This window comes from Syntrophorhabdaceae bacterium (assembly GCA_028698615.1).
Classification (GTDB): Bacteria; Desulfobacterota; Syntrophorhabdia; order Syntrophorhabdales; family Syntrophorhabdaceae; genus Delta-02.
In genome coordinates this window covers 113,440-137,265 of sequence record JAQVWF010000003.1, presented here as the reverse complement: position 1 = coordinate 137,265, position 23,826 = coordinate 113,440, and the positions used below count along the sequence as shown (strand labels likewise).

The following is a 23,826-nucleotide window of genomic DNA, read 5'->3' as shown; positions in this document are numbered from 1 at the left end:
CGTTGCCCCCTGCGGCGCTGACGCCCTCGACGACCTCCCTGAGCTTGGCCACCATGTCCTTCATCGCCATGAGGAGTTTACCCGTCTCGTCCTCGCTCTTTATCTCGACATTGACCGCCAGGTTCCCCTCGGCCAGGTCGTTGGCGACATGGACGGCCTCGTTGAGGGCCATCTTCACCTTGCGGGAGACGAAGAAGGCGATGCAGAGGATGACGATGGCGCAGAGCACCGTGCCCGTTATGATCTGCCACTGCATCTTGTTCGTCTGGGCCTGGACATCATCGATGTATATACCCGTGCCGACCATCCATCCCCAGGGGCCGTACATCTTGACATATCCCAGTTTGGGTGACGGGACGGTCTGGTTCGGCTTGGGCCAGAAATAGTCAACAAACCCTTCGCCCTTGCCCTTCCCTATTGCTACCATATCCTTGGCGAAGTATTTTCCGTTGGAGTCCTTGAACACATTGTCCGATACGTCCTTACCTATCAGCTCGGCTTTCACCCCGTGGGCCACCAGCTTTCCATCGGCATTCATGATAAAGAAGTATTCGTTGCCATTGTAGCGCAGCTTGGCGGTGTTCGACACCATCATCTTCTGGGCGTCCTCCAGCTTGACTTCCCCCGCCTTTATCCGCGCCTCATATGATGCCATGAGGGTTATCACGACGTCCGTCACGTTCTGCAGGGCGGCCTTTTTCTCCTCCATCAGTTTGTCTTTGACCACGGGGATGAGATAGAAGATCATGCCCGCGAGGATGATGACGATGGTCAGCACCGATATGCTCATTACCTTGGTCCCGATGGACCAATTGTTGAAACGTTTCATAATAACCTCCTCTTTTGAGTGCCTGTTCTTGTTGCCTTTACCATGGTGAATTGCGTGAGTCTGCTGGTATATATCAATAGAAAGGGTTTGCTTCCCTCTTTCCCATTGAGGCGAACTCTCTGACATATCATCGTTGTCGGCGAATCTGCAGGTGGGAATATATCAAATTGTCTGATTTTGGTGTAGGAGGAGTCCTACAGGCACCTGTTCTTTTTCTTGACCCCGGTATTCGATTAGGACGAAAATAAAGAGATGGATGTGACGCGGGAACACATGGAGACCATATTTGCCATCCTTACGGGTATCGGGCTGAGCGCCGCATGCGGCTTCAGGATCTTTCTGCCCCTTCTGGCCCTCAATCTCGCGTCTATGTATGGTTATATCGGGCTGGCCCCCGGGTTCGAATGGATCGGGGGATATCAGGTCACGATAGCCTTTGGCCTGGCGACGGCGCTCGAGGTGATTGCGTACTACATTCCATGGCTCGACAACATCATGGACGCCATTGCCTCGCCCGTCAGCATAATAGCGGGAACGATAGTGACAGCGTCGTTGATCACCGACCTGCCGGCTTCATTGAAATGGATCATTTCTATCATTGCAGGTGGGGGGATTGCCGGCCTTCTTCAGAGTGCCACCGTGGCCCTCCGAGCCAAATCCACCCTCTTCACCGGCGGCATGGGGAACTTCATAGTCGCCAGCTTTGAACTTTTGGTGTCGGCGATCGTCTCCTTCATTTCACTTATCCTCCCCATCGTTGCCTTCATCCTGTCGCTGATACTGGTCGCCTACTGCCTGCTTCTGGCTCGCCGGGTATATATGAGGAAGAAGGTTTAGGCCCTCAAGCTTCTGAAGCCGTTTCTTCCCGGTGCTTCCGTATGACTTCGAGGAACAGCTCTCCGTATTTTTCGAGTTTCGCCTGGCCGATGCCGGAAATGGTCAGCATCTCTTCGAGCGTATCGGGGAGGCGTGTGACCAGCTCCTTCAGGGTGCTGTCGTGAAAGACCGTGTAGGCAGGGATCGACGAACTTTTGGCCAGCTCGAAACGTAATGAGCGAAGGCGCTCCCAGAGAACAGGGTCGAACTCGAAATACTTTTGATCTTCATTGAGCCTGGCTGCGGTCGGGCCCCCGAGCGCTTTCTTCCTGGCATTCTTCCTGACGGGCACGGGGTCTTTGCGGAGCTGGAACACCTCCTGTCCTCGCAGGACGGCGCTGCATCTGCCTGACAGCCGCAGGCCGCCTTTCTTTTCCATGTCCACTTTCATGAGCCCCGCTGCGACGAGCTGCCTGTAGACGGACCTCCATTCATATGCAGAGAGTTCCTTGCCTATGCCGTAGGTGGAGACTTTGTCGTGTCCGAAGGAGCGCACCCTTGAGGTATCCTTGCCGAGGAGGACGTCTACGAGATGATTGGTGCCGAACATCTGCCCTGTCCGGTAGGCGCATGACAGGGCCTTCTGGGCAATGAGGGTACCGTCGATGACCTCCACATGTCCGAGGCACATGTCGCAGTTGCCGCAGGCATCGACGAGGGTTTCCCCGAAGTAGCCGAGGAGCACCTGCCTTCGGCATCGGGCGGTTTCGGAGTAACCCAGCATTGCCTCCATTTTCCTGTACTGGATGGCCTTGAAGTTCTCATCTCCCGGTGACTCTTCAAGTATCTGGCGAAGCATGACGATATCGGCAAGGCTGTATACCATCCATGCATCCGCGGGCTCGCCGTCGCGTCCGGCGCGGCCTGTTTCCTGATAGTAGCCCTCCAGGGTCCTGGGAAGATTGAGATGGGCAACAAAGCGTATATCCGGTTTGTTGATACCCATCCCGAAGGCTATGGTTGCCACCATTATGGTGCCTTCGCCCTGAAGAAACTCTCGTTGATGCCTGAGCCGCAGTTCGCGGTCAAGGCCGGCATGGTAGGGCAGGGCGGGAAACCCTTTCTCTTGAAGGAATCGTGCGATCTCATCCGTTTTCTTTCTCGTCATGCAGTAGACGATGCCCGACTCGCCGGAATGCTCGGAGCTGATAAAATCCAGCAGCTGGTCCTTTTCCTTCTCCTTGATCTCGACCCTGTATCGTATGTTGGGCCTGTCGAAGCTCGTTATGAAGAGCCTTGCTTTCGCCAGGTGCAGTTTGTCGACTATCTCCCGCCTTGTGGTCTCGTCCGCTGTTGCCGTCAGCGCCACACGGGGAACGCCGGGGAACATCCCGGCAAGGACGCCGAGTTCCAGGTACTCCGGCCGGAAATCATGTCCCCATTGCGAGACGCAGTGAGCCTCGTCTATTGCGAAGAGGCATATCTCCATCCTGGTCAGGAGCCTCATAAAACTGTCCGTCACGAGCCTCTCGGGAGCAACATAGAGGAGGTCGAGCCCTCCCTCCATGGCACGTTGTTCGATGGAGCGCGCCTGGCGCACATTGAGGGTGGAGTTCAAAAAACCGGCCCTGATGCCCAGTTCGCGGACGGCATCCACCTGGTCCTGCATGAGCGCGATGAGCGGCGAGACCACGACGCACACCCCCGGCCGGGTCAACGCCGGTATCTGGTAGCAGAGCGATTTTCCGCTGCCCGTCGGCATGAGCACAAAGGCGTCCCCACCAGCGACAAGATGGTCAATGATATCCTCCTGGTGAGGGCGAAAGGAAGTGTATCCGAAATAGCTCTTCAGGATATCCCGCGGCGACATGCGGGTGTCAACAGTTTTCATAAAAGATCCTCGTTCAGCGTGATATGCCCGCCACTAGATTACCCCAACGGGCCACTTTAAGCCACATCGGAGATATATTACTTTTGAGGAGGAATAAAAAGCGGTGTAGAGGAAAACAATTGTGAGCTTTCGGCGCCGGCCACAGGCCGGAAGCCGGTTGTTTGTTTGTGCCGCGCTTCTCCTGGATCCCGGCCTGCGCCGGGATGACGATGAATACAAGCGGTTCAGGGGCTCACTTGTTCAGGGCAACACAAAACCGTGAGCCCCCGGAGCTTGAAACCGCCCCTAAAGCATTTCCTCCAGGCTCTTTGCCACGGCGCCCCAGTTGACTATGTTCCAGTAGGCCTCGATGAACTTTGCCCTGTCGTTCTTGTAGTCGAGGTAGTAGGCGTGTTCCCAGACATCGAGGGCCATGAGGATCCTGAGCATGGGGTAGATATTTACGTTATGCTTTTCCACCTGCATGATGAGGGGCCTGTTCGTCAGTCTGCAGAAGGTGAGCGCTGCCCATCCCGAACCCTCGGTGCTCATCGCGGCCTGCGAAAAGACCTTTTTGAAACGGTCGAAGGAGCCATACTCCCTGTCGATAAGCTCCGCGAGGACACCGGCAGGCTTGCCGCCGCCGCCTTTGCCCGCGGGTGCCAGATTGTTCCAGAAGATGTAATGGAGGAGATGCCCTCCGAAGTGGAAGGACAATTCCTTGTACGTTGCCTTGGTGTCGAGATCCGCATTATCGGTCTTGGCCTTGTCAAGCCTCTGGAGGATGGCGTTGGCCCCGTTCACGTATGCCGCGTGATGCTTGTCATGATGCAGCCTCAGAAGCTCCTCGGATATGAATGGTGCGAGCGCGTCATAGCCGTAGGGGAGATCGGGTAAAGCATAGAGTTTTTGTGCGTCCATGTTTTTGCCTCCTTTTCGATTTCCTTTGCAGGCTTATTCACCCGTCCCGATCTTTGGCAGAACCGGGACGCATATGTTAATTGTAGCACGTAATGTGCCGCCAGGCGGGTGGACGATGGGATCTTCCTCGGTGCGGCCCTGACCTAGAAGGGATTCCCCTCTTTTTTCGAAAATGCCTGGCATTCTATTCCGGAGCTTGAGAACACCTCCCGTGACGGCATGAGCCGGGACTTGAATCCCATGGCCCCGCACCCATAGGGAAACGTTTTTTCATGGGTGATGTAGAAGTGGCTGCAGGAGAAACAATTGATCGTCCCTCCCTGGCCCTTGCGCCCCATTGTGAAAGGATCTTTGTCCATCATGACAGTCCGTTCAATCGATTGAAACAGTTCTGGGAGATCAAGCCGTCTTTTTCACCGTCGCGGTGTGCCCCGGAGGGAGCTTATCCTGAGGTCTATCTCTTTTTCCTTTTTGTCCAGATCGCCGTTCTTTACCCGGAACTGTGCCTGCTGGCCGGTAAACCGTGTTTTCAGGTCATCGAGACGTTCATTAAAATATCTGACGTTGTCATTGAACCTGCCCAGTTCTCTGGTGCAGTACTGCGGGTTCTTGCCGTACTTATCTCCCGAGCATTCTTCATAGAGGTCCGTCTGCTGAGTATCCAGCTGTTTCCTGAGCCTGTCGAGAGGCTTGAAATATTGGACGTGGAAGGTGCTTTGCTCCTGGAGGAGCTTCAAGCGCGCGGTCCTGATCCCATCCCTCTCCTTTTTGAGTTTGGACAATTCATCGGAAGGCTGGTTTTTTTCAGGGGGCGAGGAATTCCGCTGGGCCGCTGTCTCATGCGCGGATGATACGAGGCATAGAAACGCCAGAAGGACAGGGCATGCAAGGCGGCAGATCCGCAGCCACGGTTTTCTTGCAGCCTTATCCAATCTCATGAATGTCATTGCCTCTGCCTCCTCGTTTGTATTCCAGCGGAAAGAAATCGTCTTGCTGTATTTTCCTACAGCCGGCAGGCTCTTTGCAAGCAGATAATAGGGCCCATGGGTGTCGAACTCCGATTTGACGATTGACTCGGGCTGTTTGCGGCAGGTATATTTGACCATACCACCATAGCATTCCGTATGTTCGGAGGTCTGCCTTGAGTGAATCCAGCGGACAGCATGAGAGCGAAATTCTGGAAGAGATCATCGCATTCCGCCGCAGGGTGCGTAATGTCACACCCGATGCCCGGCCGCGGGTCCGCAGTGTTGAGAGGAGTGAGATATGAAAGATGATCCTTCGTCGCACGTATACGATGCGCTCTTCAGGCCCCGAAGCATCGCCATCGTGGGCGGAAGCGAAAGCCTCACCAAGCCCGGGGGAAAGGTGCTTGCCAATATCGTTGAGCACCGCTACCGAGGCACTCTCTGGGTCGTTAACCCCGGAAGCGGCACGGTAAAAGGGGTTCCCGCATTTCCGTCCATCGCGGACCTGCCCGGTGTGCCGGAACTGGGTATCGTTGCCATCCCTGCCAGACTCGTGGCCGATGCGCTCAGTGAGCTCGGCCGCAAGGGAACGAGGGCCGTCGTCATCCTCTCGGCCGGTTTCGGGGAGAAGGACGAAAAAGGCAGGGAAGAGGAGCAGCGCCTCCTGGCGATCGCTGAGAGCTTTGGGATGACCATCATCGGGCCCAACTGCTCCGGGTTCATGACTCCCTACTACAGCGGCAAATTTGCGGGGATCATCCCTGAACTGAAACCGCGGTCCATCGATTTCATAAGCGGCTCCGGCGCCACCGTGGACCTGGTCATGGAACAGGCGGTCCTGCGGGGTTTGTCATTTTGCAATGTTGTGAACGTGGGGAACTCCGTACAGACCGGTGTTGAGGACCTCATCGCCCTCTATGACGAGAACTACGGTTCCGAAGGTTCCCCCATTCTGCTTGTCTACCTGGAGGCATTGAAAAAGCCGGGGCTCCTGCTTACGCATGCGCGCAGCCTGACAATGAAAGGGTGCGCGATCGTGGCCATAAAGTCGGGTGTTTCCGTCTCCGGGGCACGGGCGGCTGCGAGCCACACGGGGGCCATGGCCACTGATGACACAGCCGTACAGGCCCTCTTCGACAAGGCGGGCATCATCAGGGTGAAGAGCAAGATGGAGATGATCGATGCGGCCTGCGTCCTTTTGGGCACGGGCGGACGGCTTACGGGCAACCGTGCCTGTGTCGTCACCGACGCGGGCGGTCCGGGCGTCATGCTCACAGACGAACTTGAAAGGCAGGGTCTTGTTCTGCCGGTACTTGGGGAAAAGACCCGGGAGAGACTGCACGCAATACTTCCGGCGGAGAGCTCCGTTGTGAATCCCATCGATTGCCTTCCATCGAGAACGGCGTCCCAGGTGCGGGAGATCTTCCGCGTCCTCGCCGAGGAAGAGTCGGGGGGCATCGATGTTGTTGCCGTCCAGGTGGGAAACCCGGGAATGTATCCCAACAGCGAGATATATCGCGAGGTGGCCAGGGCAATGGAGGAGTCACCCATTCCCGTTATTCCGGCCCTGAGCTCTGTGACGACATGCACGGCGCCCATAAAGGAGTTCACCGATGGGGGCCGCTTCTATTTTCCCGATGAAGTGAATCTGGGGAGTGCCCTGGGCAAGGTACTGCGCCGCCCCGATATCTATGAGGCCCATGGCGACATCGCAGGCTATGACAGGGCAGGCATCGGGGTAATATTGGAAGGCAGGACGGGCCCCCTGCCGGCAAACCTTGTAACGGCGGTCCTCGAAAAGGCCGGGTTCGTTTTTCCTCCGCAGGCCCAGGCAGACTCATTCGAGGAACTGGAGGCGGTCTGCGGCAGGGTTGGCTATCCCCTTGCAATGAAAGTCGTCGGGCCTCTTCACAAGAGCGATCTCGGCGGGGTAAGGCTCATGATCATGGATGCGCAAAGCGCCGAAGGCGCCTGGCGGGAGCTTATGCGCATTCAGGGAGCGCTGGGTGTTGTGGTCCAGCGCATGGTGGAAGGAATGGAGATCATTCTCGGTGCAAGCTTCTGCGGTGACCTCGGCCACCTCGTGATGTTCGGTCTTGGAGGGATATACACGGAGGTGTTGAAGGACGTCAGCTTTGCCCTGGCTCCGCTCGCCCCGGAGGAATGCCGCAGGATGGTGGAGTCCATCCGGGGCTTCGCCATCCTCGAGGGCGCGCGCGGTCAACAGGGCGTCGCCGCCGAACTTCTCATCGACAACATCGAAAGACTCGCCCGCCTTGTCTGTGATTTCCCCGTCATCGGGGAGGTCGATATCAATCCCCTGAAGGGCGGCGGCAGCGAACTCCATGTCGTCGACGCAAGGATCATTCTCCGGTCAGCGTAGGATCCTTCAATAAAAAAGGCCGGTCTGGTGACGATAGACCGGCCTTTGTGTTTGTCTTTAGCCCTTACAGCTTGAAGAGAAGATCCGTATAGGCGGGCACGGGCCACATCGATGCCGGGACCAGCGTCTCCAACCTGTCGATGTCGCCGCGCAGGGTTTGCATTGCGGTGAATACCTTGTCGCGGTAGGCCTCGGCCTGTTTTACCGTGTCGGAGACGGCCTGGGCCTTTTCGACCGCTGTCTCCAATTTGCCGAGGTTCCTGTAGGCGGATGTGAGAACGGGGCCGAGCTTCTTCAATATGTCCTCGGGAATGGCGGCCGGTCCCTTGACGGATTTGAGGTCGTCGATGGAATCGGCGAGGAAGGTGGCATATTCGAGCGCGGCGGGTATGAATTGCTTTCTCACCATGTCAATGGCGACAAGCGCCTCGATATTGATCTGCTTTGCATAGGTTTCCACGTAGATGTCGAAACGGGAATGGAGTTCCTTACGTGAAAGGACGTCGTATTTCTCGAAGAGCTTGAAGGCCTTTTCCGTCACGAACGCCTTAAGCGCGTCCACTGCGTTGCCCACGTTGGGCAGGCCCCTTGCTTCGGCCTCTTTTAACCAGTCAGCGGAATAATTGTTCCCGTTGAAGATCACCCGGTTGTGCTTTTTCCATACGTCGCGTATGATGGCGGCGGCTTCGGCGATCTTGTCCTTTGCTTTTTCGAGCCTCGTGGCGATCTCGTCGAGGGCTTCCGCCGCTATGGTGTTCAGCGCCACGTTCGATCCCGCGATGGACTGGGCTGAGCCCACCATCCTGAACTCGAACTTGTTGCCCGTGAAGGCGAAGGGTGATGTCCTGTTGCGGTCCGTGTTGTCCTTCGGTATCATCGGCAGCGTGTCGACGCCGACGTTCATGAGCTGCTCTCCCCTGGATGATGTCTTTTCGCCTTTGGCGATCTTCTCAAGTATTTCCGTGAGCTCTTCGCCCATGAAGATGGAGATGATGGCGGGCGGCGCCTCGTTCGCGCCGAGACGATGGTCGTTCCCGGCGGTTGCGCACGTTGCCCTCAGTATATCGGCGTGGGTGTCGACGGCCTTGATCATTGCGGCCAGGAAAATGAGGAACTGGACGTTCTCGTTGGGCGTGTTTCCCGGTTCCAGAAGGTTGATGCCGTCGTTGGTGGAAAGGGACCAGTTGTTGTGTTTGCCAGACCCGTTGATGCCTGCATAAGGTTTTTCGTGGAGCAGGCAGACGAGGCCATTGCGCACGGCAACCTTCTGCATCGTCTCCATCACAAGCTGGTTGTGGTCCGTGGCGATGTTCGTGGTGTCGAAAATGGGGGCCATCTCGAACTGCGCCGGCGCGACTTCGTTATGTTTCGTCTTGGAAGTTATACCCATCTTCCACAATTCGATGTCAAGGGCGTGCATGTAATCGGAAACGCGGTCCTTTATGGCGCCGAAATACTGGTCCTCCAGTTCCTGACCCTTGGGAGGGGGTGCTCCGAAAATGGTGCGGCCCGCCAGGAGCAGGTCGAGGCGCTCCATGTAGAACTTCTTGTCCACGAGAAAGTATTCCTGCTCAGGCCCCACGGTTGAAGTCACATTCATGGATGTCGTGTTTCCGAGGGTCTTGAGGACCCGCAATGCCTGTCGGGCAAGGGCCTTCATAGAACGCAGAAGAGGTGTTTTCTTGTCAAGGGCCTCGCCGCGATAGGAGTAGAAGGCCGTGGGGATCGTAAGCGTCACGTTGCCGCTTTCATCTTCCTTCAGAAAGGCGGGCGAGGTGCAATCCCAGGATGTGTAGCCCCGTGCCTCGAAGGTCGCCCGCAGGCCGCCGCTGGGGAACGAGGAGGCGTCGGGCTCGCCCTGGACGAGCTGTTTGCCCGAGAACTCCATGATGACGCTGCCGTCGGGGGCCGGGGAAATGAAGGAATCGTGTTTTTCGGCGGTGATCCCCGTCAGGGGCTGGAACCAGTGTGTATAATGAGTGGCCCCTTTTTCGATGGCCCAGTCTTTCATGGCGTTGGCGACCACGTCGGCAACGTCGGGCCTCAGGGGTATGCACTGCTCTATGGTTTTCCTAAGGGCCCTGTAGACCTCTTTCGGCAACCGTTGTTTCATGGCCTTATCGTTAAAGACATTGGACCCAAATATTTCTGTCAGTTCCATTGTATCCTCCTCACAAGTTTGAACCGGACAAAGATGTATAATAACACTTTCCACCGAGTCCTGAAAAGGTTTATCAAGTCTGTAGACGTTGACCTGGGGTGAACTTCTTTGTTCGGTATGCCTGCAAGCCCTCGGGGTCGTTGAGGGAACACGTCAATGTGTGGCAACAGTATAGTATGGTACTATCGGACATACAAGTACGTTGTCAAGGATTGTGGTAACGCAAACCCTGCCCGGGTATGATCCGGCGGGGATTCTCCAGGGTTAACGAGGCATGATTAATAGCGCAATAATGATCCATGAAACTTAAGCGTGGTGTTTGTATGCTCACTCTTTCTTCGGGATCAATAGTAGGGCAACTGCTCGTCAAAGCGCTGTTTGTCGTTCCTGTACCATGCCGCGACGTGCTTGATCGCTTCGACGGCCTTTGCCCGGGCGGCAATGTCGGAATTGAACCCCTGATGCGGCTGCACATAGATGTTGGAGCTTCTGTCGATGGATCTTTCCACGAGTGTCTTCGCTGACAGGAGGTTGGTGTCGGTGGCTTCCGTCTGCCCGAGCAAGAGCGCGGAAAATTGTGATTCGTTGCCGAAGACGTCGAGACCGATCCCCGTGATCTTTCCTGACCGGTAGAGGTTTAGCAGGACCGACTCGGGCGCGATCTCCCCCCGGGTCACGTTGATGAAGATAAGTTCTTTCTTTGCCTGCGAGAGATATTTCTTTGAAAAATAGCCAACGTTGTAGAACCTGCTGTCCTTGTTCCTGGTCAGGTTCATGGCATTGACAATGATGTCCGTCGACAGGATGGCTTCGTCCCTGGAGACAAAGCGCACCGACCCCCCGTAGAGGCGGTTAAGCTCTTCCTGCCGGATGTCTACGCCCTGTACGGTGAGCCCATTGGCCTCGGCGAGTTCGTATGTCCTTTTGCCTATCTTTCCGACGCCGAAAACGGTCAGCGTCCGATGCTTGTCGAGTTCCATGAAGGCTCGGGAGTCCTTTCTTTCGAAGGTGACCGTGTTCATCACGTAGTGGTTCATTTCTCCGGCGGCGGCGTAGAGGAATTTTATCGCCGTCTGTGCCACGGAATTGACGCAGTATTCACGCAGCGAAGCGATGTTCACCCTGTCGGCGAGGTGTTCGAAATGGTCGTATCCGGCGCTGCGGGTTATAACGCTCTTCCTGCTGCCCTCGAGATAGTGGTCCGGAAGGACCGAGTGCGTTTTCGTGGTAATGATCTCCGGGAGGGTTGTCTCGGGATTGTCCCTGAGAAATTCCTGAACGGCCTTCGGGGTGATCAGGTATGTATGTCCCTCGGGGATGGTCTTTTCCCCAACCGCCTTCTTCATCTCTTCCTCAAGGTGCCGGGCTTCCGGCCCCAGGGCTTCGAAATGTATGATGTCGTAATTGCTTTTCAATTCCTTCACATGTGCTCCGATAAGATAATATTTGGTTTGTGTTCACCTATTGTCGCGCAATAGTTGAATCTTTTCAACCAATTTCCACAATGTTTTTCCTTCACGCGCCGTCGCGATCCTGAAAGGGCCTGGCTCTCTTTCGTCATTCCCTGGAACAGTCTTTACCGTTTTTCCGAGGTTACCACGATGCGCCAGTAGCTGTCGTAGAAGGAGAGGGTCGTCCAGGTGGCCGATTTTTTCACGACCTTTTCCGTGCCGGGCTTCACATATCGATAGGTCGCCGTTCCTTCCTTTTCCTTGACGATGCGTTCGCCCATTTCACGCAATTCATGAAAGCCTTTGTATTCGTTGCTTTTCAGGACGTTGAGCCGTGTCTGAGCGGGGTCCGAAGTGTAGATGTTCGTACCATCGGGCTGGAGGATGACGATACCCGTACCGGCGCCAGTCTTCAGATCCTTCAGGAGTTCCCGCACCATACGTTCCGGGGAGATCAACATGCTCACAGAGCCGGCGAACTCCTTTTTCTGATTGAAGACAGGGTATTGGAACACAATACCCTGAAATCCTTCGACGGTGGAAAAGAGTTCGCTGAAAACGGGCTTGCGGGTCCTGTGGATACGCCTCACGACGGCATGGTCTCTGATGCTTGAACCTTCATACTTGCGGTATCTCTCGGGCTCGATGATCTCCATAATGCCTTTCGCGTTAATGAAGACGCAATCGATGGAGTAATCCTTTCCGGCACAGAGACTGTGTAACGCCGCCCTCATATCGGTGCCGGGCGAGATGCCCTGACCCACGGTCTTCGCCGTTTTCGAAATATCGGAGTCGATCTTCTTCAGCACAGAAGCCGTCCTGTTCGTCACTCCCTCAAGCAAGGCCGCCGCGGGGTCCGCGGCAAGGCACGCCAGGGAAAAGAAAGCGCTCAAAAAGATCACGGATGTGCCCAGAATCACTCTCTTCATTTACGTCCCCCTTTCTATTCCTTCCCATTCTCTTCGTCGGCAAAGAAGTTCCTGCCGTGGACATCATCGTGGCAGTAAGTGCAGAGGTTCTCCCAGTTCGACCCGTCGGGAGGGTTGTTGTTGTGGTTCCCGTCCTTGTGATGGACGGTGAGGAGATGCCTGTCCGTATGGTCGAACTCCCTGCCGCATCGCGCGCACATGAGGCCATGCATCTTCAGCGATTGCTCCCGGTATTGATCGTTCTTGGCATCCCGTTCCCGCGTGATCTCCCGAACGATATCGTCAATAGACCCCTTGATCTCTTTTTTCACCGGCCTGTTAGACCTGTGAACCGTAAATGCTTTGCGTTTCATAGTCCCTCTTTCAGATCGTTGATTGTCGAAATTATAGCAGAACCGGCGGAAATGGTCAGCAGTTTAAAGGCTGAGTACCCTCGCAATATCATCCACCAGCGGTTTCGATCCCACATAGAGGGCCGTCCTCTGGTGGTGGTCTTTCGGCTCGATGTCGAGGATAGGGGTACCGTGCTCATCGACGGCGTGTCCGCCCGCTTCTTTGCACATGAAGGCCACCACGGATGCCTCGTACATGAGGCGAAGTTTCCCCTCGGGCCTGTTCTTTTTCGGATCGGAATGATTGACGATGGCAGGGTACATGAACATCCCTCCCTGCTTGAGGATACGGTGAAAATCGCCGGCAAGGGCTCCAAGATAGCGGAAATTGTACTGTCGCTCATTCTCCCTCACCCATTGCTGAACATCTTTGCGATATGTGTAGCGATTTGTGGCATTGAAGGACAGCTCCCACGTTTCCGGCGTGTCGGGCAGGGTTATCCTCACGGGTTTGACATAGTTCATGGTCTCGTCGATATGAAAACGCCACGTTCCCGCCTCGCGAAATGCGATCGTCAAGGTGCCGGTGGGGATGACGAACATGCCGGCGGCTATGTATTCTCTCCCCGCCCTGAGATGAAAATCTTCGGGGCCATCGAGGTTGCGTTTCGCTATTCCGAAGAGAAAGCCCACGGGAAGACCGTGGGCGACATTGGAGGAACCGTCCAGGGGATCGAAATACATGAAATACCGGCCTTCCTCCTCGTCGAGGGCGATGACATCCCTCGATTCCTCGCTGACGGCCCGTATCACGCGGCCTGTCGTTTTCAGGTAATGGATGATGATGTCGTGGGCTATCTCATCCATCTGCATCACGTCCTCACCCTGGACATTCACTCTGTCGGTGCATCCGAGATTGCCTTTCAGGGCCCCCGTGACATAGTATCGTTCGATATATTTTGCCGCGCTTACAATGGCGTCCATGAGAACAAGGAAATGATACGTCCTGTTATGCCTTTCCTGGTGCTGAAGGAGAAAATTCATGAATGTCTGTTCGAGTTCCATGCGTACCTCTTCGGGGATAGATATGCGTCATTGCACCTGTGAAGTATATGTGTTTTGGCGCGGGGAAGTCAAAAGATAATGACCTAATGACCAAGCGTTTAATTTATTTGGTCATTTTCCCAGCATCTGGTAAATTGATTACCAGGACTCGTCCTAACGAAAGGGGGGTAACCTCATGATGAAACAAAAAAGGATATCGCGCCCGATATTTTGCCTTGTTTGTGCTGCCGTTTTTTTAACTCTGGCAATCAACGATGCCTTTGCTCAGAGGATCATGTACGAGAAGCCGAAGATCATGACGAAAGGCTCTGCCGCATTGACGGTCATCCTGGAGCCGTATCTTGAGAAATACGATCTTCCCGCGCTTGGCGCGGCTGTTGTGAGACAGGGGAGGATTGTGGCCATGGGAACGGTGGGCACGAAGAGAGCGGGACAGCAGATCCTTGTGACGACGAGCGAGCCTTTTCACATAGGTTCCGATACGAAGGCCATGACAGCATTGATCGCCGCCATGTTCGTGGAAGGGGGGAAATTGCGCTGGGATTCAACGGTGGAAGAGATATTCCCTGAGTTGAAAAAGACGATCACCCCGGGGATGGGCTCCATAACCCTCGAACAGCTGCTTTCTCACAGCAGCGGGATGCCGGCGGACAGCGAACCTCTTTTCGGGCGGCTCATTGCCGAATCGTTTACCCGCGAGACGGACAATCTGAGCGATACACGGTACTGGATGCTCGCAAGGTGGGTGAGCCAACCCCTCGCCGCCGCTCCGCGCAGGCGGTTTTCCTATTCCAATATGGGTTATATCATGGCAGGCGCCATGCTCGAACGTGTTTCGGGAAGCTCATGGGAGGAACTCGTTGTGGAAAAAGTTTTTGTGCCCTTGAGACTTCGCTCGGCGGGGTTTGGCACGCAGTCCACCCCGGGAAGGACGGATGCGCCGCTTCCGCACCTTATCGTGGACGGCAAGATAAAGCCGATGCTGTCGGGCGTTTTCTCGGACAACCCTCTGGTGATGGGGCCGGCAGGCACCGTGCACATGTCGGTGCAGGACTTTGCCAGGTGGGCTGCATGGAATGCGGGAGCCGGAAAACGGGGCCCGCAGATCGTCCGTCCCGAGACCCTGGCAAGGCTGAGGACGCCCGTCATAGACATTCCGGCCGTGAAGGACGCCCCGCCGGGCACTCCTTCCCATGGCCGTTATGCCCTTGGCTGGGGTGAGGCGAGATTCGGCTGGGCAAAGGACCCTTTCATTTATCACGCCGGATCGAACGGAATGAACCTCGCCCACATCTTCCTTCAGCCGAAGGATGATTTTGCCATGGTCCTGATGACCAATATCGGCGGCCAGAAGGCCGGGGACGCCTTTGCCGCCCTGGCGGAGGAGCTGTACAAAAGATTCGGGAAGGAGTAGGGGTAGGTCATGAGTATTGGGGAAGACCATGGCCCATCACCCCATCTTTTAGCTATTTTTTTCAATGTTTTTGTGGTAATATGCGTACGGCTACTTAATCCTCTCAGCTCTACCATGATCTAACAAGCCAGAAAAGAATGGTTGAATGCCGGGCGGGCAAAAGCGGCACGATATCATTATTTTATGGAGAGTACATGCAAGAAAAGAGATTCGAAAAGCTACATCTGTCCAAAATGGTGCAAAAAGCTTTGGACAATATGGGGTTCGATGAGTTGAGCCCGATCCAGGAACAATCGATACCCCTTGTCCTTGAAGGTATGGACATTATCGGCCAGGCACAGACTGGCACGGGGAAGACGGCCGCCTTCGGCATTCCCCTCATCGAGCTTCTCGACGCGAAGAGAAGACAGACCGACGCCCTCGTTCTTTGCCCGACCCGTGAACTTGCGATACAGGTCGCGGGCGAATTGAGAAAGCTGGCACGGTACAGAAAGGACATCATCATCATCCCCGTTTACGGCGGACAATCCATCGGTCCTCAAATCGCAAGCCTGAAAAAGGGAGTTCATATCGTCGTGGGGACGCCGGGCAGGATGATAGACCACATGAGGCGAAGGACGATCAAGCTGGGAACGGTCGCAAGGGTTGTTCTCGACGAGGCCGACGAGATGCTCAACATGGGTTTTCTCGAAGACATCGAGACCATCCTTGACGCGACATCCCCAAGCCGGCAGACACTTCTCTTTTCCGCTACCATGCCGGAAAGCATCCGGAGACTCGCCGCCAAATACCAGAAGAACCCTTCCGTCGTAAAGGTTGTCGGTGAAGAATTGACGGTGGCGGAGGTAGAGCAGAGCTATATCGAGGTAAGGCCTGGAAAGAAGATGAACCTCCTGCGGAAGGTTGTCGATACCTATCATTTTTCCTCGTCACTTGTTTTCTGCAATACGAAAAGGTGTGTTGACCAGGTGGCCCGGGACCTTAAGGCCATGGGTTACGATACGGAAAGTATTCATGGCGACATGGCGCAGTCACAGCGCGATCGTGTAATGGCGAAATTCCGCAAGGGACATTCGACGATGCTCGTGGCTACAGATGTAGCGGCCCGCGGCATTGACGTCAGAGATGTCGAGGCGGTCATCAATTACGATGTTCCCCGCGACGACGAGTATTACGTTCACAGGATAGGCAGGACAGCGCGGATGGGAAAGACGGGACACGCCTTCACCCTTGTGCTGCCCACAGAGATGGGGAAACTCAGAGACATACAGACCTACGCGAAGACAGAGATAAAACGCCACGCCCCGCTCTCCCCGGAGGATGAATTCACTATAGCGGTAAAGGTGTTCAACAAGCGACGGACCACATTCAAGCCGTCACACAGGGGACATTTCAAAAGGTCCTGAAAGGGGGAGGCTCATGCTGGTAGGAAAACTTTCCACGGGGGTTCGTGAACGCCTTGTGGTAGAAATTCTCGATAAGTTCAAAGGTACGAGGTCCATCGACTGCAGGATCTATAAAGTCCTGAGCGATGGCGAACTCATGGCGACGCCAGACGGTGTCACCATCAGCCCCGATCAGGTGGGAAGTCTTGTAGATCTCCTGAAAGAGGCGATGAAAAAGGCCAGGGAAAAAGGCGGAGCCGCCGAGGCTTGATCACCCCGGGCTAACAAAGAGAACACCCGGGTCCACGGTCTTTTCCTGGACCCGGTTCAAAGAAATGATTACATGTGCATGGGGTCGAGATGATCGACCCCATCATTGTTTTCATCATCACCATCGCTGTCAGCAGGCCGATTACCCATTCCTTGCCATAATACAACCCCAAAACGATGCGGCCTCTAGCTGTCCGTCGGACAGCGTCCGAGGAAAAGCAAAAGGAGAAACCTCAGGTAAAGCTTGACGGATAGGGAGACTTTTTCTATTATTTATCAATATCCTATGCATTTAGTCACATTTATGGGGTCATAGGCTCATAGGATTCAGGGTGAAATACAGATACTGGCTTGTTCTTTTTTTATCTGTCCTCGTCGTGTGCGCGGCGCTTTTCGGCCTTTTCTATAACAGGGCCAGGAAAGATGCCATCAATAATCTGAACGATCAGCAGCTCATCATTGCCCTGCAAACGAAAAAAGGCATCGAGGGGTTCTTCCGGTTCCATAGGGACAGCCTTGTCAGGAATGCGGCGCAGAGGCACGTCGTAAACCTGAACCACGAAGGCAGGGCGAGCATGGAGATCATCTATAATGCCTTTTCCGAGAATGTCGCCGGCGTGACCAGGGTCGACGAGAAAGGGCGTATTGTCTACACATTTCCCTATGATGCAAAGAGCATAGGCCGGGATATTTCGTTCCAGCCTCATATGAGGGAGATACTGAAGACGCACAAACCCGTCATGAGCGACGTGTTCACTGCCGTACAGGGGTTCAGGACGATCGCGCTCCACGTGCCCGTCTTCGATGGAGAGACATTCAAGGGCACACTGGGTTTTCTCATCCGCTTTGAGCATATCGCCAGAGAATACCTGGAGAACATACGGATCGGTCGGGATGGTTATGCCTGGCTTATCAGCAAGGAAGGCATAGAACTGTTCTGCCCCGTTCCGGGACACAACGGCAGATCGGTATTTGAGAATTGCAAGGATTTCCCCTCCATCCTGTCCATGGCGCGGGAGATGATGGAGGGGAAAAAGGGGATCACCACCTATGAATACGATATGGTCCGGGGAAGAAAGACGGCATCGGAGGTGAAACATGCCGTATATGTGCCGATCAACCTGGTAAACACCTTCTGGTCTATCGTGATCGCTACGCCTGACAGCGAAGTGGTAGGTGCCCTGAGCGAGTTCAGGTCAAACCTCCTGATCATTTTCGGCATCCTTATTCTCTTCAGTATTCCTTCATCCTATTTTGGTGCAAGGGCATGGAAGATACTGTCGGAAGAGACGAAGAGAAAAGAGGCCGAAGAGTCTCTCAGGAAAAGCGAGGAACGCTACAGGGCGCTTTTTGATTCATCCGTGGATTCCATCATCATTCTGTCGCGCGACCGGACCCCCATCGATCTGAACGCTGCAGCGGCGAAGCTCTTTGGTTTTTCCGGGAAGGATGAGTTCCTTAAGCGTACCGTCGAAAATGGCTCACCGGAATACCAGCCCGATGGGTCTTTGTCCTCCGTTAAGGCGAGGGAAATGATGGAGATTGCATTCGACAAAGGCTCCCACGCTTTTGAATGGATCCACAAAAAAGTGGACGGCACGGAATTTCCCTCTGCCGTTCTGCTCTCCAGGATGACCTACCAGGGAAAGGAGGTACTTCAGGCATCGATCCGCGATATCAGCGATCAGCGGGCGGCCGAAAAGGAACGATTGGAAATGGAGAAAAGGATCCTTCACTCACAGAAGCTTGAGAGCCTTGGGGTGCTTGCGGGTGGGTTGGCCCATGAGTTCAACAACATCCTCACCGTCATCCAGGCGAGTCTTGAGATCGTATTGATAGAGCTAAAGAAAGGATCGCCTGTCACGATCTCCTATATCGACGGGGCCCTCGATGCGTCGAAAAAAGCGGGCGATCTCACGTCGAGGATGCTGGCGTATGCAGGCAAGTCCGTTATTTCCGCGAAGAAGAAAGTCGACCTTAACACGGTAGCGCAGACAAGCCTCGCCCTGTGCAGGGCATCCATCGAGGGCAACGTTGAGGTGCATCTCAACGGCGCCATGCATCTGCCGAGCATCAATGCCGACGTGAATCAGGTCCAGCAGGTTGCCATCAATCTGATCACAAATGCCTTCGAGGCCATAGGGCCGAAGAAAGGGTCCATCATCGTCAGCACCGGCGTAGAGGATTGCGATAACGGACGCCTGAAAGGAAATGCGATTGAAGACAGCCAGGCCGCTCCGGGGAGGTTCGTTTTTCTCGAGGTGGCCGACACGGGCTGCGGCATCGATGAAGCGACGCGAAAGCATCTTTTTGAACCCTTCTATTCAACGAGATTCCTGGGCAGAGGTCTTGGCCTGCCGGCCATACTTGGGATTGTTCGCTCCCACGGCGGTGCTATTTTCATAGACAGCACCCCGAATAAGGGAACAACCATCAGGGTATTATTTCCAGCGAAGAGCGAGAAGTGAAGAACTGACGGAACGTCGATTCCCTACTCTTCACTTTCTGCGCAGTTCCTTGAAGATGTCCCCGTATTTTATCTCCTTATTGGAAAGCCGGGTAAGGGCGCGGATGACCTTTTCCTTTTTGTAAAAGAATGATGGTGATGTATGAAAGATATCGAGATACCGTCTTGCATGGCCAAAGTCCTTTGTTATGCGCTTTGCTATTTCTTTTGTGTACCGCTGGGATAACCGGCCCTGTTTTTCAAGCTCTTCGAACACGGTTTCCGCGGCGATGGCAGCGCTCAGCACCGCATAGTAGATCCCTTCTCCGCTGAAGGGGTCTACAAGATGGGCAGAGTCCCCTACCAGGCATATCCTGTGCGTGTTCATCGATCCCGAGCTATTGCAGAAGGGTATGAACCAACCTCTTCTGTCGCTCTCGACGGCGTCTGTGAGGAAATCGAACCGTGCCTTGAACTGGCGGTAGAGAGAGATCAATCCGGGCATGTGCTCCCGAACTGTGCCTATGCCCACGGAAAAGTGATCCTTTTTGGGGAAGACCCAGCCGTATCCCTTCGGTATGAACCCGAAGCCGAAGACCGCGTGGCTGCCGTGCTCATCAAGAACATCCTTGTTCCGGGGATAGACCTCGGCTTCCAGGGCAATGCCGCCGTGACCTTTTCCCAGGCCGGAGCTCCCGGCAACGATGCTTCGCGCGCCGTCAGCCCCGATTAGGATGGGGGCAGCGATCGCATCGCCCTTATCGGTAACGACCGTCACGTATCCGGCGGATTCCTTTACGGAGATGACCCTGGTTTTTTCGGCAAGGACCGCCCCCGCATCGACGGCCTTTCTGACCAGATAATGGTCGAAGTCTCTTCGGCTCACCATCTCGACTGCCATGTTGTCGCAATAATAGGAGCAGTCTTCGGTCTCATCGCGGGAAACGAAAGCGATCCCCCTGACGACCCGCTCAACCGTCCCATGATGATCGAAATCGAAAAGGTCCCGTATTGCCGGAGTAACAGCGCCACCGCAGACCTTCTTCCGGGGCAACGACTCCTTTTCGATCAGGAGGGTCTTGCGCCCCTTGAGCGCGCTTCTGCGGGCGAAGGTCGCACCGGCCGGTCCGGCGCCAACGATTACACAGTCATATTGATCCATAGTGAATTATTATTCCCGCATCAACCCGAAAATATCCCTTTTCTATGCAACGATTATAGTGTACCGATGGCTATTTTTCAACAGATCGATCTAACCATAGATCCCTCTGAGCGATGCGCACCAAGGGTTAGGGACGATAATCATGGGTTATTTCTCATGTCACAAAGATGCTGACATATATCGCAGAAATGAATATGGCTGACATATGCGTCAGTATGATTCTGTCATATGCGATAGGATACGGTACCCCTGATTGCCGTAAGATTGGAAGACTATTGAGGAATCACCTCTGGCACATCCTTTGCTTCATAATACAATCAGGTACCGGTTATAGCTGTTTGGGTCATAACAGGCAGCAGGACCGGAAATTGAGGAAGGTATCTTATCGGCATGTTTGGCAATGCGTTTCGAGCGGGCAGGAGGATGTCATGGCAAGGGCGTGGTCGCTTCAAACAGTCACTAACCTGAAATTTAGAGAGCTGGAAAAGACGTTGATCGAGGTCTTTGGCTGTATCCCCGTGGATTATAAGCGGGTGATAAAACTCGATGTCAGGAGAGGAACACCGATGGTTCAGCCGGAGTCCTGTCTTGGCATCCAGGAAAAAAGCATCGTGGAGATCTTCGGCTGCATGCCACACGACAAGCACGTGATTGATTTCGATGTGGACAGAAAGAAGAAGGTCATCATCAAAGTCGTCCGGGAGGGTAGTGATGTTTTCCAGCACAGTGTGCCTTGCGCCTGATTGTGTGAAAAGCTTCACATAACTCATTGACAAAGGCAATCCGTTCCGTTAGAATTGTGTGCCAAGATTGGCCCCACACGTAAGCCTCGCTTGGCAATCCCATACACACTAGACCCCGCATCGGCATGCAAGGCCGGGGTGAATAAGGAGTGAAGATGACAGATATACGAGACGGTAATGGTTTAGCAGCCGCCGAAAAACTCTATACCCAGTACGGGTCCAGAGCGAGAGAATTGAAAGCCTCAGGGAAGAAGGTGATCGGATATTTGTCCGCCCTTGGCCCAATTGAGATAATGACGGCGGCAGGTGTTGTGCCGGTCAGGCTCAAAGGGAATGTCTCCGAAGCGATCTCCAAGGGTGACGCGTACATGGAAACGATCGTGTGCCCTTTTGTACGGAACGTTTTTGATGCCGCAGTCAAGGGCAAGTATGATTTCCTTGATGGAATGGTCCTCCCGCATCAGTGTGATTCCATCGACCGCACGAACGAGACCTGGGCCTACGCCTTGAAGCTCCCCTACTGGCATTTTCTCAATGTTCCTCACGTGACAGATGACCCGTCGATCGCCTTCATGAAAGAGATCCTGCGGATATTCATCAAGACTCTGGAACAATTCACCGGCACGAAGATCACCGACGAGGCCATCGCCAAAGCGGTAACGGCCCACAATCATAACAGAAAGCTCATGAGAGAGCTTTACGATCTCAGGAAATCAAATCCTCCCCTCATTTCCGGCTCCGAGATGATGAAGGTCCTCGTGGCGGCCATGAGCCTTCCCGTGGAAGAGTCGAGCGCCCTCATCGAGGCCGTGACAAAAGAGGTGAAAGAGCGCAAGCCAGCGGCAGCCAACCCAAAGGCCAAACGCATTATGATCATAGGCGACCAGATCGACGATGTCGCAGTTATCGATGCCATTGAGTCAACAGGGGCCTACCTGGTGATGGACGACCTGTCCCTCGGCGCCAAGATGTACTGGCAGGATGTCGACGCCACCGCCGATCCGGTCCAGGGTATTGCGGAGCGTTACCTGAGAAAACTGAAGATCCCGACGACATTCGTTGGTTCGGCGGATACTTATGAGGGCATTCTTGAGGAACGTTTCGGTCACATGAAAAAATACGTAAACGAATTCAAGGTGGACGGAGCCATTCTCTTCATCTACAAGTATTGCGACCCCTACGGATTTGAGGTACCGGCTATCAAGAGCTACATCGAAGCGGCAGGAGCGGCTGTGCTCTACCTGGAGGATGAGTATTCCACATCATCCCTGGCAAGGGTGAAGACCAGGATCGAGGCGTTCCTCGAAATGATCGCATAACCGAGAGAGAGGAGAACCACATTATGGCTGAAGAAAAAAAAGGAAGAGCAGTTGCAACATCAACGGCGGCAAAGATACCGAAATTCGTGCGGGGCAACCTGTCTGCAACACTAAAAGCGAAGGAAGAAGGGAAGAAAGTGGCCGCGGCCTTCATCGCCGACGGTCAGGATGAGATCATGCGTGCCATGGACATCGTCCCCGCATGGGGTGAAAGCTTCTCCGGCGTCTGTGCGGCAAAACGCGATGCGGAAAAGTATCTCCAGAAAGCAGAGTCGGACAACTTCTCCCGGTCCCTGTGTACCTACGCAACCTGCAACATCGGCTTTGACATGATGCGCGAAGAACTGGGCGGAGCGACGCCGGAAGGCGCACCGTGGGGCGGCATGGGCCGGCCGGACATGATGCTCGGCAACGGCCAGCTTCTGTGTGACCCGCGCTTCAAATGGCCCCAGGCGACACAGCACTATCAGCAGGATGTCCCTGTCTTTGTCACCAACATGTATTATCCGCCGTGGGACCCTAATGTAGACCACCATGAGCAGGAAGCTATTTATGTAAAGTACGCCGCCGAGGAACTTCGCGAGACCGTCAAGTTTTGCGAGAAGATAACGGGCAAAAAGATGGATTGGGATCGCCTGGCAGCCACAGTAGAGCTTTCCGACAAGACCTGGGACCTTTTCATCGACACATATGAACTGCGCAAGCACATCCCGACACCCATGGACACCGGCGATGCCATGAACACAATGGTCCCGCTGACATTCAACCTGGGGACCCAGGAAGCGTACGATTTCTACGTTGACCTCAATGCTGAACTGAGGCAGAAGATTGCCGACGGAGTAGGTGTGGCCAGTCCCGAGAAGTACCGGATCATCTGGGCAGCAGGACTTCCGAGCTGGTTCGCACTGGGAGATTTCCAGTATTTCAACGGCAAAGGCGTTGTCTTCCCCGTGGAAGTGACCTATCGCGGTTGTGAAAAGATCGAGCGCCTGGACCTGCCGAAGACGAATGACCCCCTTGAACACATTGCCTGGAGATGGGTGAGATACTGGACACACTGGTACGATGCGGCAAGAAAGCGTTCCGGTTCGACGCCGAAGGTAGAGCGGATCATCGAGTATATCGAAGATTACAAGTGCGACGGCGCGGTTTTCCACTCCGCTTTCTCATGCCGGAGCTGGCATGCCGGCATCATGCAGCAGGCCGCCACGCTGAAGAAGGTATACAAGGACATCCCCATCCTCATCATGGAGGGTGATATTGTTGATATCAGTTCCTATAACGAGGCGGATACCCACAACAGGATTGATGCCTTTATTGAGGCTCTCGCGGCACATAAAAAGAGACAGGGCTAAAGGCCTG

The 23,826-nt window shown here is 54.6% G+C and carries 21 protein-coding genes; 10 read left to right on the top strand and 11 right to left on the bottom strand.

Features of this window, described 5'->3' with window-relative positions; all coding sequences use genetic code 11:
* Positions 1-829: methyl-accepting chemotaxis protein (locus tag PHC90_02505; protein ID MDD3845215.1), on the bottom strand; the 829-nt coding region annotated here is incomplete at its 3' end.
* A 258-nt stretch (positions 830-1,087) separates the two neighbouring features.
* Between PHC90_02505 and PHC90_02500 the strand changes: the two genes are divergently transcribed.
* Positions 1,088-1,666 (top strand): DUF4126 domain-containing protein, encoded by a 579-nt coding sequence (locus tag PHC90_02500; GenBank protein ID MDD3845214.1) that lies wholly within the window; start codon positions 1,088-1,090, stop codon positions 1,664-1,666.
* 4 nt (positions 1,667-1,670) lie between these two features.
* On the opposite strand, the gene recQ is transcribed toward PHC90_02500, so the two are convergent.
* From recQ to PHC90_02480, 4 genes are all read right to left on the bottom strand, one after another.
* Positions 1,671-3,536, bottom strand: a complete 1,866-nt coding sequence (recQ, locus tag PHC90_02495; protein MDD3845213.1) for a DNA helicase RecQ — start codon at positions 3,534-3,536, stop codon at positions 1,671-1,673.
* 285 nt (positions 3,537-3,821) lie between these two features.
* The gene (locus PHC90_02490) at positions 3,822-4,436 is read right to left on the bottom strand and encodes a superoxide dismutase (GenBank protein MDD3845212.1); all 615 of its coding nucleotides are present in this window, start codon (positions 4,434-4,436) and stop codon (positions 3,822-3,824) included.
* 143 nt (positions 4,437-4,579) lie between these two features.
* Entirely contained in the window at positions 4,580-4,798 is a 219-nt protein-coding gene (locus PHC90_02485) for a hypothetical protein (GenBank protein ID MDD3845211.1), read from the bottom strand.
* Positions 4,799-4,849: 51 nt separating this feature from the next.
* On the bottom strand, positions 4,850-5,542 hold the full coding sequence (locus PHC90_02480; GenBank protein ID MDD3845210.1) for a hypothetical protein: 693 nt from the start codon (positions 5,540-5,542) through the stop codon (positions 4,850-4,852).
* A gap of 35 nt (positions 5,543-5,577) precedes the next feature.
* Here PHC90_02480 and PHC90_02475 point away from each other — a divergent pair, with 35 nt between their 5' ends.
* Both PHC90_02475 and PHC90_02470 read left to right on the top strand, forming a co-directional pair.
* The gene (locus PHC90_02475; protein MDD3845209.1) at positions 5,578-5,706 is read left to right on the top strand and encodes a hypothetical protein; all 129 of its coding nucleotides are present in this window, start codon (positions 5,578-5,580) and stop codon (positions 5,704-5,706) included.
* The gene (locus PHC90_02470; GenBank protein MDD3845208.1) at positions 5,703-7,787 is read left to right on the top strand and encodes an acetate--CoA ligase family protein; all 2,085 of its coding nucleotides are present in this window, start codon (positions 5,703-5,705) and stop codon (positions 7,785-7,787) included. The genes PHC90_02475 and PHC90_02470 overlap by 4 nt, the downstream gene beginning before the upstream one ends.
* 64 nt (positions 7,788-7,851) lie before the next feature.
* On the opposite strand, the gene PHC90_02465 is transcribed toward PHC90_02470, so the two are convergent.
* From PHC90_02465 to PHC90_02445, 5 genes are all read right to left on the bottom strand, one after another.
* Positions 7,852-9,948, bottom strand: a complete 2,097-nt coding sequence (locus PHC90_02465; protein MDD3845207.1) for a glutamine synthetase III — start codon at positions 9,946-9,948, stop codon at positions 7,852-7,854.
* A 344-nt stretch (positions 9,949-10,292) separates the two neighbouring features.
* Positions 10,293-11,372 carry an NAD(P)-dependent oxidoreductase gene (locus tag PHC90_02460; protein ID MDD3845206.1) on the bottom strand — a complete coding sequence of 360 codons (1,080 nt, stop codon included), beginning with the start codon at positions 11,370-11,372 and terminating at the stop codon, positions 10,293-10,295.
* Between the two features lie 152 nt (positions 11,373-11,524).
* On the bottom strand, positions 11,525-12,328 hold the full coding sequence (locus tag PHC90_02455; GenBank protein ID MDD3845205.1) for a hypothetical protein: 804 nt from the start codon (positions 12,326-12,328) through the stop codon (positions 11,525-11,527).
* A gap of 14 nt (positions 12,329-12,342) precedes the next feature.
* Positions 12,343-12,681 (bottom strand): YajD family HNH nuclease, encoded by a 339-nt coding sequence (locus tag PHC90_02450; protein MDD3845204.1) that lies wholly within the window; start codon positions 12,679-12,681, stop codon positions 12,343-12,345.
* Between the two features lie 63 nt (positions 12,682-12,744).
* Positions 12,745-13,725, bottom strand: coding sequence for a fructose-1,6-bisphosphatase (locus PHC90_02445; GenBank protein MDD3845203.1), 981 nt, complete (start codon positions 13,723-13,725; stop codon positions 12,745-12,747).
* A 175-nt stretch (positions 13,726-13,900) separates the two neighbouring features.
* Here PHC90_02445 and PHC90_02440 point away from each other — a divergent pair, with 175 nt between their 5' ends.
* The 4 genes from PHC90_02440 (at position 13,901) to PHC90_02425 (ending at position 19,262) form a co-directional block, all read left to right on the top strand.
* On the top strand, positions 13,901-15,139 hold the full coding sequence (locus PHC90_02440; GenBank protein ID MDD3845202.1) for a serine hydrolase: 1,239 nt from the start codon (positions 13,901-13,903) through the stop codon (positions 15,137-15,139).
* Between the two features lie 194 nt (positions 15,140-15,333).
* Positions 15,334-16,545 carry a DEAD/DEAH box helicase gene (locus PHC90_02435; protein MDD3845201.1) on the top strand — a complete coding sequence of 404 codons (1,212 nt, stop codon included), beginning with the start codon at positions 15,334-15,336 and terminating at the stop codon, positions 16,543-16,545.
* Between the two features lie 13 nt (positions 16,546-16,558).
* Positions 16,559-16,795 (top strand): hypothetical protein, encoded by a 237-nt coding sequence (locus tag PHC90_02430; GenBank protein MDD3845200.1) that lies wholly within the window; start codon positions 16,559-16,561, stop codon positions 16,793-16,795.
* Positions 16,796-17,126: 331 nt separating this feature from the next.
* Positions 17,127-19,262 carry a PAS domain S-box protein gene (locus PHC90_02425; protein ID MDD3845199.1) on the top strand — a complete coding sequence of 712 codons (2,136 nt, stop codon included), beginning with the start codon at positions 17,127-17,129 and terminating at the stop codon, positions 19,260-19,262.
* Between the two features lie 30 nt (positions 19,263-19,292).
* Here PHC90_02425 and PHC90_02420 read toward each other — a convergent pair whose 3' ends face one another.
* Positions 19,293-20,402, bottom strand: coding sequence for a geranylgeranyl reductase family protein (locus tag PHC90_02420; protein ID MDD3845198.1), 1,110 nt, complete (start codon positions 20,400-20,402; stop codon positions 19,293-19,295).
* Between the two features lie 428 nt (positions 20,403-20,830).
* Here PHC90_02420 and PHC90_02415 point away from each other — a divergent pair, with 428 nt between their 5' ends.
* From PHC90_02415 to PHC90_02405, 3 genes are all read left to right on the top strand, one after another.
* Complete coding sequence (locus PHC90_02415) at positions 20,831-21,145, top strand: hypothetical protein (protein MDD3845197.1); 315 nt, start codon at positions 20,831-20,833, stop codon at positions 21,143-21,145.
* A gap of 155 nt (positions 21,146-21,300) precedes the next feature.
* Positions 21,301-22,464 (top strand): 2-hydroxyacyl-CoA dehydratase family protein, encoded by a 1,164-nt coding sequence (locus PHC90_02410; GenBank protein ID MDD3845196.1) that lies wholly within the window; start codon positions 21,301-21,303, stop codon positions 22,462-22,464.
* A 23-nt stretch (positions 22,465-22,487) separates the two neighbouring features.
* The gene (locus PHC90_02405) at positions 22,488-23,819 is read left to right on the top strand and encodes a 2-hydroxyacyl-CoA dehydratase family protein (GenBank protein ID MDD3845195.1); all 1,332 of its coding nucleotides are present in this window, start codon (positions 22,488-22,490) and stop codon (positions 23,817-23,819) included.
* Positions 23,820-23,826 lie beyond the last annotated feature (7 nt).